At 50.2% G+C, this 13973-nt stretch carries 10 protein-coding genes; 5 read left to right on the top strand and 5 right to left on the bottom strand.

Features of this window, described 5'->3' with window-relative positions; translation table 11 throughout:
* On the top strand, positions 1-2554 hold a 2554-nt coding region (locus ABIK47_03880), incomplete at its 5' end, for a M28 family peptidase (protein MEO0019765.1).
* 20 nt (positions 2555-2574) lie between these two features.
* Here ABIK47_03880 and ABIK47_03875 read toward each other — a convergent pair.
* Both ABIK47_03875 and ABIK47_03870 read right to left on the bottom strand, forming a co-directional pair.
* Positions 2575-3441, bottom strand: a complete 867-nt coding sequence (locus tag ABIK47_03875) for a T9SS type A sorting domain-containing protein (protein ID MEO0019764.1) — start codon at positions 3439-3441, stop codon at positions 2575-2577.
* 102 nt (positions 3442-3543) lie between these two features.
* A complete protein-coding gene (locus ABIK47_03870; protein ID MEO0019763.1) occupies positions 3544-4782 on the bottom strand; it encodes a YCF48-related protein in 1239 nt (412 codons plus the stop codon).
* Positions 4783-5154: 372 nt separating this feature from the next.
* Here ABIK47_03870 and ABIK47_03865 point away from each other — a divergent pair, with 372 nt between their 5' ends.
* Positions 5155-5382: a hypothetical protein gene (locus ABIK47_03865; protein ID MEO0019762.1), complete on the top strand. Its 228-nt coding sequence runs from the start codon at positions 5155-5157 to the stop codon at positions 5380-5382.
* A gap of 47 nt (positions 5383-5429) precedes the next feature.
* On the opposite strand, the gene ABIK47_03860 is transcribed toward ABIK47_03865, so the two are convergent.
* Positions 5430-8159 (bottom strand): S8 family serine peptidase, encoded by a 2730-nt coding sequence (locus tag ABIK47_03860; protein MEO0019761.1) that lies wholly within the window; start codon positions 8157-8159, stop codon positions 5430-5432.
* Positions 8160-8273: 114 nt separating this feature from the next.
* Between ABIK47_03860 and ABIK47_03855 the strand changes: the two genes are divergently transcribed.
* Positions 8274-9137 carry a M23 family metallopeptidase gene (locus ABIK47_03855; GenBank protein ID MEO0019760.1) on the top strand — a complete coding sequence of 288 codons (864 nt, stop codon included), beginning with the start codon at positions 8274-8276 and terminating at the stop codon, positions 9135-9137.
* Positions 9138-9144: 7 nt separating this feature from the next.
* Here ABIK47_03855 and ABIK47_03850 read toward each other — a convergent pair whose 3' ends face one another.
* Positions 9145-10401: a lamin tail domain-containing protein gene (locus ABIK47_03850; GenBank protein ID MEO0019759.1), complete on the bottom strand. Its 1257-nt coding sequence runs from the start codon at positions 10399-10401 to the stop codon at positions 9145-9147.
* A 10-nt stretch (positions 10402-10411) separates the two neighbouring features.
* Positions 10412-11737, bottom strand: coding sequence for a glutamine synthetase family protein (locus ABIK47_03845; GenBank protein MEO0019758.1), 1326 nt, complete (start codon positions 11735-11737; stop codon positions 10412-10414).
* Between the two features lie 405 nt (positions 11738-12142).
* On the opposite strand from ABIK47_03845, the gene ABIK47_03840 reads away from it, so the two are divergent.
* A complete protein-coding gene (locus tag ABIK47_03840) occupies positions 12143-12775 on the top strand; it encodes a ThaI family type II restriction endonuclease (protein MEO0019757.1) in 633 nt (210 codons plus the stop codon).
* A gap of 156 nt (positions 12776-12931) precedes the next feature.
* Positions 12932-13870: a site-specific DNA-methyltransferase gene (locus ABIK47_03835; protein ID MEO0019756.1), complete on the top strand. Its 939-nt coding sequence runs from the start codon at positions 12932-12934 to the stop codon at positions 13868-13870.
* The last annotated feature ends 103 nt before the right edge of the window (positions 13871-13973 follow it).

Raw genomic sequence — 13973 nt, 5'->3', positions numbered from 1 at the left:
AACATTTCTCATCGTTATCGGTTTAGGTTTTGCCGGTGAGTTTCTTGCCATTGTCCCTGATGTCCAGCCAGAACAATTAAAGGATTTGTTCAATGTTGTTGGCGTTACCGGCAATGGTGTCCTTGTCATTGGTTCAGAACAGGATGAGCCCGTTCTTAACAACTTGAATGGCAGAATCCTTGATTACAACCCGAGAGATAAAATTTATTATCAGGTTCATCTCTTTGACTGGGCGAAAAGAGAACAACTTGCCCAAATCAGCCAGATTCTTGATTTTGACGGCGATGAGTATCTTGTTGCGGTTAAACCAGAAAATGTTGAAAAGTTGCTGAGCCTCAGGGTAATGCTCGCAAGAATCACTCTCCAGCCCTGGGTTTTCAAACCGGTTAAGTTTGAACCGCCACTGGTATTTTCCAACCCTTTGATTGAGCAGATGGTCGGTGCGGTCTCTCCCGATTCAGTTCTTTCCTATGTCAACCGGCTCCAGCGGTATCGCACCCGCTACTCAACCTCTGACTCCTGCCGCGCAGCAGCCGAATGGATTCGCCAGAAGTTCATCAACTATGGCTGCGACTCGGTCTATTTTCAGTATCACACCACCGGCCATGCACCCAATGTCATTGGCATCAGATATGGCACCTCTGGTCAGCGTAACCCCTATGCTATCATCTGCGGACACTTTGACTCCTATGCGTCCAGCAACGCACCTGGTGCTGATGACAACGCCTCTGGCACCGCAGCGGTTATTGAGGCGGCAAGGGTTACCCAGGGCTATCTCTTTACCTATGACTTGCGGTTCATCGCCTTTTCCGGAGAGGAGTTCGGACTGTATGGCAGCGAATACTATGCTGGTCAGGCACGCTCTCAGGGCGACTCCATCCTTGGTGTTTTGAACTTTGATATGATTGGCTATGTTGATGCCGAGCCGGAAAACCTTGATGTTATGGGCAAGATTAACAACCCGCCCTGCGAGCCATTTGTTAACTGGTTTACCGCGATTGCCGACACCTATACCACCCTGCCGATTTACAAGCGGATGGTCAATGACAACCAGAACTCTGACCACGGTCCATTCTGGAACAACGGCTACTTAGCCTTTTGTGGTATTGAGGACTTCTGGCCGGTCAACCCCTATTACCACACACCCGGAGACTCCATTGGCGCCGGTTATAACAACAACGACTTCTGCACCGAGGTAACAAAGGCGGGCGTTGCCGGGCTGGCAACTTTGGCTCAGCCCCTGCCATTGAATATGCCTTTACTTGGACTCCTTCGCATCCGGATTGATGACTTTGGCGGCAACAACTTCTGGGACCCAGGTGAAAGCATTGCGGTCTACTTGACGCTCAAAAACTTCGGCACGGTTGCTGGGCACAATGTCTCTGCCCTTCTGTCAACAACCGACACCTTTGTCACCACCCTTCAGGACTCATCCCTGTTTGGCGACATCCCCGGTGGTGACACCGCAATCTGTTCAACCCCCTATCTTTTGCTCTCTTCAACCCAAACCCCGCGCGAACACCAGGCAGGTTTCAGCCTGACCATCTTTGCTGATGAAAGCACCTATCAGACCTCCTTCAACATCCAGATCGGTCAGTATCTCATCACCGACCCGATTCCTGATGGACCGCGCTGGCCACCGCTTTACTGGGCTTATGACGACATTGACACCGGCTATACCGAGCATCCGGTTTTTGAATGGATTGAGATTAATACCGTTGGCACAAGATTAACATTTCCCCATAATGACAGCGTCAAGGTTATTGCCCTGCCCGAAGGGTTCGGACCCTTCCGCTTCTATGGACAGGAGTATGACTCCCTCTCCATCTCGGCTGATGGCTGGCTCTGCCCGGGCTTTTACCGCCAACCCCGCTACACCAATCAGCCCCTGCCGAGTTCCCAGACCCCTCCTGGTGTTATCTGCGTCAACTGGGACGACCTCTATCCTGACTACAACAACACCGGCTTTGTCTACTGGTATTATGACACCTCCGGGCACCGCCTGATTGTTGAATACGACAGCGTCTGCTATTACAATCCCCGCGCGCTCAGGGACAAGTTTCAGGTGATAATCTATGACACCACCATCACCACCCCGACCGGTGACAATGTGATTGTCTTTCAGTATCTCACCGCTAACGGCTACACAAGTTCAACTGTTGGCATCCAGGACCAGACCCGCCAGATTGCAATCCAGTGCCTATATAACGGCTCCTATGCCCATGGTGCCGCACCAATCGCCCCGCAAAGGGCGATCAAGTTCACCACTGTTGAACCATTAACCGGAATTGCCGCTCCCCAACCCAAACTCCTACCCAAACCGGTTGTTGTTTTACCCAATCCTGCCCGTGCCTTTGCTGAAATCAGGCTCTCACCAACCCTGACACCAGCCAAAATCAGCCTTTATGACCGCGCCGGTCGCCTGATGAAAACGCTACCGTTCCCGCGCGGAAAGGGCTCGCTCTATCTTGACTGCCGCAATCTTGAGTCCGGGGTTTACTTTATTAAAACCAACAGCACCAGTTCACCGGTAAAACTGCTGGTGGTGCATTAATCAGGGCTTTCGCCAATTATTTAGCGGCTGATTATCAGCCGCTGGTATTTCCTTTGCCCGTTTGCCACAAATTCAACCTGATAGCAGCCTGGTGTTAACCCGCGCACATCAACTACCATCTCATTACCGCTACTCATCCCCTGCCAAACCCTTCTGCCCAAAGCATCAAACAGCGCCACCCTGCCAAAATCCTTTCCGGTAGAAACCCGCACCTGCCCTGTTGCCGGATTAGGGGCAATATGCAACACCCTCAGCCCTTTTTCCTTTAACTCGCTCACCCCGGTGGGGAAAACCCAGGCATAACAGGCAGCGCCATTTGTTCCGGCAATAAGACGCAGCTCATCCTCGCGGGCAAACTCCAGCGCGGTCACCTTTGTGCAGCCAAGCCCCTGATTCATCTCATCCCAGGAGTTGCCACCGTCCTCAGAAATCAAGACCCCGAAATCACCACCAACGATGACCGTATCCGCACTAAAAGGATAAACCCTCACCGCGCGTAACCCCCGCTCTTCCCGCAAAAGGTTCCAGTCAACACCACCATTGGTTGTCAGATAAACACCACCGCTGGTTGCGGCAAAAACCCGGTTCGGGTCAAAAGGATGAACCGCCAGACCAAAGACCGTTTCCGCTGGTGAACCAGGGGTTCTTGTCCAGTTCAAACCGCTGTCTGTTGAGCGATATACCGCACCTGAGCCACCAACCTCGCCACCAGCATAAACGATTTGTGTCTGTGAAGGTGCTACCGCAAGGGAATAACAGAAACCTGATGTTGAGCCGGAAAGGTTGCATCTTGTCCAGTTGGTGCCGCCATCGGTTGAATAGGAGACAACAAAAGACAAGTTGGTCTGGGTTGAAGGACCTCTGCCACCGGTGAGAATCAAATCCAAATTGTCAGGATGGACGATGCAACAGCCGCCATCATCATAATAGCTGTCAATCTGTGTCCAGACGGACCCGCCGTCCGTGCTCTTAAAGAGCTCAGAGGAGCCTCAACCCTTGCCTTCAAGCGCATAAAGGACATCCACGCCGGCATTGGGTGCGATTCCGATGCCACAGATATTGCCGCAGGCAAGGAAATCCTCACACCTCTGCCAGGTGTTGCCACCATCAAGAGACTTATAGACCCCGTTCTCGTAAAACTCAAGATAAACCCGGCTGGAATCAACCGGGCTCACGCTGATTGTCGAGATGTGGGCAAAACGCAGACCTGAATGCCTTTCTGACCAGTTATTAGCACCATCAACCGTCCGAAAAACACCACGGGTATTATTGACATAGGCAACAAGCGGGACATTCGGGTCTGAGCAGAAGCCGCTCCCTTTATCAAGAACAATTCCGGGCTGTGCCAAACTCCAACTCGCACCTGAATCGGTGGAGACAAAAACCGCACTCGCCCTTGTTGTCTCATTATAACCTATAGCATAACCTCTTGCCCCATCAGTCAGAGGAAAGTCAACCATTATCGCCTGCGGCACCTCCACCTGGTACCAGTTTTCACCTTCATCGGTTGTCCGATAGGCACCTGCTGATGTGGCGGCAAGGACAATACTGCTGTTATCCGGATTTACCGAAATCATCTGGACTGTTGAATTCTCCGGTAGACCCGAACCCCGCAACTCCCAGCTTGTGCCACCATCCTCTGAGCGATAAACCCTCGCGCCGTTACACCCGAGCCAGACCAAATCACTTCTATTCGGGTCAAAAGCCAGGCTAAAAGCCTGAATTGAAATTGCCTGGGAATCAGGAATGACCCTGAACCAGTTTTCACCGTAATCGGTGGAGACAAAAACCACAGGCACAGGATTGCCGCCAATAACCTCAGAACCGCAGGCAAAAACCCTGCCCTCAATATGCGGGTCAGGTTTCAGCGCATAGGCAAACCGGCTAAGGGGACGGCTGTTCCAGGTTTCGCCCCCATCAGTTGAAAACAAGAACAGACCAGAACGACCAAGCGCATAAACCCTCCTTGGCTGATGATGGTCAATTGCCAGACACAAGGGATAGAGACCACCAAACCTGCCTGCAACCTGCCAGTTTGCACCGCTGTCCTCAGAAACATAAACATTGGGTGTATCAGGATAGGTATAGGGAATTGCCAGAAGCCTGCTGGAGTTGTTCGGGTCAATTGCCAGCGCCATAACATTGCCACCATCCGGACCAATTGAGACCCATTCTCCTGAACCAATGGTTGCCAATCCGGCAAAAACAAACACGAGAAAAGCCTTCATAAGCTCCTCCTGGTTAAGTTCACATTTAGGAGATTATAGAACTTCAAAACCAATCGTCAACGCCAACACCTTCTATTATTAAGAGCCGAAAATTGGCAAAGATTAACGCGGGATTTTCTGATTTAACCTGTCCAAACTGATAAGTTTCGGTTTGGCAAAGGCTTGAGAACCCGCTTCCTCTTTATTTTTCATAGCGAGGGCAGGTCCTCCCCACCACCCCCTTATCTGCACCATTTTCAAACCTGTTGCCCGATTAAAACTTTTGCCTTCCTGAGGGTTCTGCCCCTTACCTTAACCTTCAACTGAATAAGACCATTTCAGAACCGCTTGACCTGAAACTGTCCTGTCCTATAATCGCTCCAACACCGTCAGATGAATACCAAAGCCCTGCCTTTCCTTCTTCTCTGCACTCTCAGTTTGAATGCCCAGGTCCTTGAGAAAACCATCCTTTTGCCCGATTCCCTTGGCGGAATGGTTAACCCGCGCTGTTGCGCCTATAACCAGATAAACAACCGGCTCTATGTTGCCGGTCAGGATGGCGAGGCAACCATTGTTATTGACTGCGCCAACAATCGGGTTTTGACCGCAATAGAAAAATAAAAAGGGCGGCAGGTTTTTGCCTTCCGCCCCTTATTCCTTTTGTCTTTTTACCTTGTCCTGACCATCTTTCTGGTCAAAACCTTTTCAGCGGTTGTCAGCCGCAGATAGAAAACACCGTAACCAAGATTATGCCCGCGCTCATCGGTTCCGTTCCAGAACACCTGATGAAAACCGGCAGCCTTCTCACCCGCAACCACCGTCTTTACCAGTTCGCCGGTAACCGAGAATATCTGCACCTTCACCCCTGTCTGAACAGGCAAGCCATAACGAATGGCAACCCTGTTGGTAAACGGATTGGGCTGAGTCGGTTCAAGCAAAAGCCGCCTGGGCAGATTCTTGCCTTCGGCAACCCCGCTAACCGGCACAACCTCAAAACTGTCAACCGCAAGGTCATTGGTTGTGTTCATATCACCAAAAAGCATCGTTGTGCACCGGCTCGCATAGGTGCCGATGACCAGAGCCTCCCAGTCAAGAAAGTTCAGTGTCTCTGCCGCACCCGCATTTATGAAGATTGACTGGGTATCAGCATAATCCGGCTCAATCGCAAAAACCACTGATAGACTCTCATCCTCGGTCCCGAAGTTCTGAACCAAAACCTGCGGCGTCACGATTGTGCCCGAATCAATCTCACCGACCGGTGCCAGAATCGCACTCACCCCGACATCAGCCATAAATGAACTAAAGCTGACATCACCGGTAATAGTCCAGGCAAAAGGCTGGCGCCTGCTCGTAGCGACATTGCGCGCCCAGACCCTTATTGCCCAGAGCCCGGAATCAGGCGCATTGACCCGGCAGCACTCCTCAACATTGATTGAATCCCAGCCGGTTGGGTTCTCAATTGACTGACCGCTTGAGTATTTGTTGCCGTGATAGGAAACGCCGGCAGGTGAAATCAACTCCAAATCAAGATTATTTACCAGTGTGGGATTGGCATTGGGCGCAGCCGCGGTGTCGGTCCACACTAAAGCGACCCTCAGCGGAATTGCCGAATTTACCTGAAAATACTCCATCTTGTATTCACCAGTAGCAAGACCAAAGGTATCATCCTTTAATAAAAGCCGCCTGGTATCGCCAGCAAAATAGAGCACCGAATCAACATCAATCCTGCCCCAGCCAATGTTATTGTCCGGCGGGGTATAGGAGCCGATGTTCGGGTCAGCAGATGCGATTGCCATTGAACGCAAGAGCGCTGCCGAAATATAATCAAGCCGGTTCTCCTCAACCGGTTCACCAGTTGGATAATAACCCTCCTGCAGATAACAGCGCATCAGACCCACCGCACCTGAAACTGCGGGCGTTGCCATTGATGTCCCGCTCATCGATGAATAGGTATTTGTCCCGGTTCGTGTCGCCGAATAGAGCGACTCACCAGGCGCCATTATTGTCGGCTTCAGCCTGCCATCCTGTGTTGGACCCCGGCTGGAAAAACTGGCAATCGCATTTGACGAGGTGCCATTCCTGGTTGCACCCACTGTCAGCACATTCTTGGCAATTCCGGGGTTGCGGATGCGCCTGGCTGAGTACTCGTTACCTGCTGCCATAATATTCAAAAAATCCTTATACGCCCAGGCAAATGCATCGGTTGAAGCATCCTGAATCAGATATGTCCCGCTCGTGTTTCCCCATCCCCAGGAGCCGGAATGCTGCCTTATCGGGCGCAGCGAATCGGGCAAACCCCTGCCAAAATAGACCGTATCCCAGACCGTCCAAAGGTCATTAGGGACAACAAAACTGCTGCCATTGGTGACATCAACAAAATAGAGCCTGCCCTTGATTGCCATCCCGTCATAAAAACTGCTGCCGCCGGTTATTGAGTCATCTCCGGCAACCGTCCCATTAACATGGGAACCGTGATACTGCCCTTCGCTCGCATCCGCAGTGCCATATTTCTTATAGGCAACAACCTTGCGGTGTTCGGGCCAGACACCAGGCGGTGTTACGCTCATTGAATCATCCCGAAACATATCATGCCCCATATTTAACCCGGTATCGGTTGTTGACATTATTACCCCCTGGCCACGCACACCATTAAGCCAGGCAGGACGGGCTGCAAGTGATGTATCCGGCGGTGCGCTTGAACTCCAGCCAGATTGGGTTACCCACTGGCACTTATTGTTGGCGGTGGTCGGCTCGGTCCGTTCCTGAATCCAGAACGCCTCGGGTCTGCGCGCAATCGCCGCAATCGCCCAGGTGCTGACCGTTGCCTCAATTACCGTGCCAAAAGGGCTGGTGGTGGTATTGATAACCTTCCCCCCCTGACCTGTGATAACCGCCTTTATTGGCTCCGGCTCCTCACCTGGAGTAATAAGGATGGCAATATCTTTAATGCCGTTACCCTCAAGCAGTTCTGCCTGAACCTTATAAGCCGGCTGGAATATCCCTATCCAGTTAACAAAAGGCAAACCGGCAACCTGCTCCCTGTCTTGCGGACTCAATCTCGCGATTGTGGCATAATTGGGCAGATAACCAATGGTTTTGATGCCCAGCCGTTCCAGCTCTCTGAACCAGCGCCTTTGAATTGGACCTGTAAACTGAACGATATAATAAACCGCCTCCCCATCTTCGGGCTCAAGCCTGAAATCAGCCGGGACAACCGGCTCACCATAACGGGTATCAATAAAAAAACCGTTGCTGAAACTGATACGGTTGATTTCCTCACCGGTTACGGGCATAAACCTGTGTGCCGGTCCCATATTGTAATGGTTCTTTACACCGGCAGAAAGAACAGCTACCGCCAGCATTAGAAAAAGGCTGGCACGACCGATAAAACTATTCAAAAGACCTCCTTTTATTATAACCTTATATAATACCAGAAAAATTACCCCGGTCAAAAATAAAACTTTCTGAAAAGAAAAGATTGACAGGGAATTTTGAACCGCTAAAATGCCACTATGGAAAAGCTCCAGGTTTGGGTTAACCTGACCCGACGGAACAAGGCATTGAGCCTTGCCATTCCCCTCCACTATATATATATTGGGGGTGCGGTTCTCCTCGGCTTTCTCTTTTTCAGCGGCACCATCAGCCGATTTGTTTTTAACCGTTTTACCAACCAGGGGATGCTCAACCGGTTGATTGCGGAAAACTCGGTCCTAAACCAGAAACTTTCTGCCTATGCTGCCGCAGTGGACAGTTTCCGCCAGTTCCTTGCCTTTACCGAGCAGATGGACAACCGGCTCAGGGCAGCGGTAAATTTAAGCCTGGTGCCTGGGGATGTCCGCAGGATGGGAATTGGCGGCACCCAGCCTTTAAGCGTCGCACCCGAGATTGATGAACTTCTGCGCCGGGCAAAATTTGCCCAGAACTCCCTTTTGGAAATTGAGCGAACCGCCAGCCAGGAGCAGGTCCGCCTGCGCCATCTCCCCTCAATCTGGCCGGTTCAGGGCTGGGTAACTTCAGGGTATGGCTATCGCCAGAACCCGTTTACCGGCAGGCGCGAAATCCACGAGGGGATGGATATTGTTGCCCCTCCTGGAACCCCGATTGTTGCCCCGGCTGATGGCAGGGTTGTTTATTCCGGCTGGAAACCGGGTTTTGGCAGAACTGTGGAGATTGACCATGGCTATGGCATCCACACCTTTTTTGGACATTGCCGGACTTTAAGGGTGGGTGTTGGCAAACAGGTTAAAAGGGGTGAGATTATTGCCACTGTTGGTGCCACCGGTCAGGCAACCGGCAACCACCTCCATTACGGGATCAAGGTCAACGGCAACTGGGTAAACCCTGCAGATTATATCCTTTCCGGCAGAGCCAGATAAAACCCTTTTATCTCTTAACCAAAACAACCGGCATCTTTGCCCTGATTCTATCACCCTTATACCTGCAATCCAAAACAATGCAATAAAATCCACTAGGTGCAAGCGCCCCATTATCCCTTCTGCCGTTCCAGTAGACCGTGCCTTTACAAAAATCACCATAGTTAAGGTTCTCAACCAAGGTTCTCACCACCCTGCCCTTAAGGTCAAAGACCCTTATTGTTAATCTGCCCCTGGGCTCAGGCAGGGAATAAAATATCGGCAGGCTGTCCTCAAACCCATCATCATCAGGGGTGAAACTGCTAAATCCAAGGCTCAAAACCCCCTTTTGACCTCCAGGCACAATTACAACCCTTGCCCGATTGTTCATTGTATCTTTATCCAGAGGCACAATCACCTTAACCCAAAGTTCTTTCTCCATCCTCGGCACCACCCCACTGAAAATGAGGGTTGTCTCCCTCTGCGCCCCTATCTCCGGCAATCCTGTGCGCAAAAATGTATCAGCCTCACCAAACCAGCATCTTATCTCACCTGCCGGACTCGGAATAAAACTGCTGTTTTTAAGATTAACCCCGAAATTGAATAAATTGCCCGGCTCAGGCACAACCGAATCAATAACAAATAGACCTGCTAACACCACATCAATCACCGTTAGAATACCATTTTGCCTTCCTGGTGTTGAACCCGAACCTTCAGGACAGACTGCCCAGTTCTCCTTGATATCAGGACCAGAAAGTTCAATCCGCTCCCAGGAAAAGCCATCACCCGCACTATAAGGAAAACTGTCACCTGCATCCCCTGGCGTGCCAAATGTGGAACTGTCACCATAAATTGAAAAGACTATTACCGGGTCATTGTTTGCCAAACCGTTGCCAATCGTGGTATTACCAACAGTCAAAATCAGGCAGGAGTCGCCAAACCGGTAGGGCTGAACAAAACCTCCCTGCGCATCAGGGTCGGTGTATTCCGGGTCAAGGATAACCGCATAACCGCCGGGTTTGAGCCAGGTATTATTTATAATGACATTGGGGTTTTTCTCAAGGATTGTTGAGTCCTGCCACGCGCAGATAAAATCAACCGCATCGCCATCACCTATCCGGTAGTTATAAAGGTCAATCGCCTCCCTTCCCGCATTATACAGCTCCACAAACTCATTTCTGTCTTCAGGCATATGCGCCCCACTTAAACCCTTTGGATTTGCCATCACCTCAGAGATGACAACCCCTTTTGCCGAAAAGACAACCGCCATCAACAGAAGATTTAACATCTAACCGCGGTTAAAGAATCGGCAGATACCTCTTGATTTCAAACTCGGTAACCTGTGCCTTGTACTCCTCCCATTCCTGCCTCTTGTTCCGCAGAAAGAAGTTGAAGAGTTCATCACCAAGGGTTGTCCGCACCAGTTCGCTTTTCTCGGCAAGCCCAATCGCTTCAGAAAGGTCCTTGGGCAGGCAGGTGATGTTCGCCTCCCTCCTTTCCTCATCGGTCATCCGGTAGATGTTGTTTGTTGTCGGCGGCGGTAAAGCCATCTTTGTTTCCACCCCTTTAAGTCCGCTGGCGACAATTAACGCCAGTGCCAGATAGGGGTTGCAGGCAGGGTCAGGGGAGCGAAACTCAACCCTTGCCGCATCCGGACGGCTCCTTGAAAATGCCGGCACCCTTACCAGCGCGCTGCGGTTCATCCTTGCCCAGGACACATAAACCGGCGCCTCATAACCCGGCACAAGCCGCTTATAGGAGTTGACCCATTGATTTGTTACCGCGGTAATCTCCGGCGCATACCGCAAAAGCCCGGCAATGAAATGCCGGCAAATTGGCGAAAGGTTCATCTCATCGCTCGCCGAGAAAAAACTGTTTTTACCATTCTTGAAAAGGGAGAGGTGGATGTGCATACCCGAGCCGTTAATCCCGAAAACCGGCTTGGGCATAAAACTGCAATAGACATTGTGCTCCCGCGCTATCTGCCGGGCAACAAAGCGGCAGGTTATCACATTGTCCGCCATCCTCAAGGCATCGGTATAGCGCAAATCAAACTCATGCTGGCTGGGCGAAACCTCATGATGACCGCACTCCACCACAATCCCAAAACTCTCTAAGGCCGCAATCGTTGCCTCCCGCACCTCCTCAGAAACCGCGCTCGGCGTCAGATCAAAATAGCCACCCGAATCCAATAGTTGCGGCGCCTCTGAACCCTTAAAATAAAAACACTCAAGTTCGCAACCGGCATAAACCGAAAAGCCCATTTTCTCTGCCCTTTTCAAGACCTTCCGCAAAACCTCCCTCGGGTCAAAAGGCACCGGTCTCCCGTTCGGAAAAAGCACCGAACAGAAAACCCTGCCTGCCCGCTTCTCCTGAATTTTCCAGGGCAGAATGGCAAAGGTGTCAGGCTCAGGCATGATGACCATATCCGACTCCTCAACCCTCGCAAAACCCTCAATTGAAGAGCCGTCAAAACCCAGACCGTGCCGGAAAGCCCGCTCCATCTCCGAACTGGAAATCGTGATCCCCTTCAAAAAGCCCAACACATCGGTAAACCACAACTGCAAAAACCCTATCTTCTCCCTCCTTATCCGCTCAAAAAAACTCTCCTTTGGCTTAGCCATTATCACCTCCGCTTAAAATCTTAAACTGAAAACTCATCACAATGACCAGAAATCTAATCAAACCCCATCCCAAGTCAACAAATCTAACACCAACCAAAATACCGCCCAAAACAAACCTGCCAACCTTCCCTCAACCCAGACCGAAAACCGAAACCACATCCGGGGTGGTGGAGTGGACCAACCCTTTCAACTATAAGCCAAAAACCATAAACTCCCTAACCCATTTCTAATCCGTGCCTTAAACCACTCCTCCCCAATCTTCCGCAAAATCCCCTGTTAATTTCCTCAAAATTCCGGCTCTTAATGAATAGAAAGAGTATGGATTTTGCACCAAGATTTCTGCTTGACACATATCAGGAGTATGATACATTGTAAACTGAAAGGCGATGCTAAAGAAGGATAAAAATGCCCAGCCAACTTAACGCAATATTTGATGATGAGAAACTTGTTGAGAAGATAAAAAGGCGCTTGCCCTACCTTTTCCAACTTGCCGAAGTGGAAAGTTCCCGAGCCGGCAGGACAGGGATGGAGGTTGGCTCCTTGCGCGAAAGAATCATCGTCGCTTTACTTATCTACAAATTCGGCGAGGAGAATGTTGAGACCGAGGTTCCCATCACCCAGCCGGAGGTGGATGTGAAATTGTTTGGTCAACCAGTCTCAATAAAAACAATTACCGGCAAATCCCTTGGTGGGGTTAAACTGATATGGACAGTCGATGCTCAGAAGGCAGCAGAATTCCGTGAATCATATTACCCTCACTGTGATATGCTCCTAATTCAAATAAACTGGAATGATACTGGGGGATTTTATTATATTCCATTGGAGGCACAGGAGCGACTCTTTTATAGAATAGGAAAGGAGAACTACATAAAACTTCCAAAGCCGGGGACAAATCCACGGGGAGTAGAAATTACAAAAGAGGCGCTATCAGATTTAGTTGCCGATAACCTAACCCGAAGTATCACGGTGAATTGGCAAAGGACCAAAATTGAATTCAACTCATATAAGAGATGGGTTGATTATTGGAGGGAAGAATAGGAAAAATAATTGGATTAAACTGGAAAGATAAAGTGGGCGCCATAAAAATTATACCTGTTGTATTGGGTGAAGGAATTTAGGCGATAAAGATGGGTTTGCCAAAAAACGAATATTTAGTCCTTTTCTTACTGGGCAAAAGAAGGGGAATTTAAGATGATGCGCCCCGGCAGAAGAGAAGGCACAAAGACCAGCAGTTTTGGTTCACCAGGACGAATCGGGCATGATTCCAGCCGTTTTTACCGTAGCCGTTTATATGAAGGTCTGCCTAAGGAACATAGGGTTAAATATGTTGAAAATCCGATACCCCCAGAATATCTGGACCGAATATTCTGCAAGTCAAGCGAAGATATGTCAGAACTGCCCGATTGCAGCGTCCATTTGATGGTAACTTCACCTCCGTATAATGTCGGGAAGGAATACGATGAGAATCTGACTTTGCAGGAATACCGAGATTTTTTAAAGCGTGTTTGGAAGGAGGTTTACCGGGTTCTGGTTCCTGGTGGACGGTTATGTTTGAATATCGCCAATCTGGGAAGAAGACCATACATTCCGCTTGAGGCATTTCTAACCGAAGATTTGCTTGAACTGGGCTTCCTTATGAGAGGTCAGGTTATCTGGAACAAGGACACCAGCGCCAGCCCTTCAACCGCCTGGGGCAGTTGGCTTTCTGCCCAAAATCCCACATTAAGAGACATTCACGAATACATCCTCATATTTTCCAAAGGGGCATTTACCAGAAAAACCGTAGGGAGAAAAAGCACCATCACCAGAGAGGAGTTTCTGGAACTAACCAAAAGCGTCTGGACATTCCCAGCGGTATCAGCCAAAAAGGTCGGGCATCCCGCGCCCTTCCCCGAGGAGTTGCCCAGAAGGTGCATCCAGCTCTATACCTTTGCGGGTGAGGTTGTTCTTGACCCCTTTATTGGGAGCGGACAGACCGCCATCGCCGCAATAAAGACCGGCAGGCACTATGTGGGTTACGACATCAATAAAGAGTATGTAAAATTGGCGGAGCGAAGGATAAAAGAGTTTTTGCAGACCTCCAGCGCCTCAACCCTATTTGCAGTGAGGGAGAAAAAGCTAAATATTGATTAGCCTGACAAGGGATGCCTCGGCTGCGCTCGAAATGACGGAAAGAGATGCTACAAAAATCAGGGGCGGAACCAGGAAAATGACTATTTTGCTAATCAAACGGGTA

The sequence above is a fragment of the candidate division WOR-3 bacterium genome (genome assembly GCA_039801245.1).
Classification (GTDB): Bacteria; Hydrothermota; Tepidihabitantia; order Tepidihabitantales; family Tepidihabitantaceae; genus JAOABP01.
The sequence above is the reverse complement of the archived record's forward strand: the minus strand, read 5'-3'. Positions and strand labels throughout refer to the sequence as shown.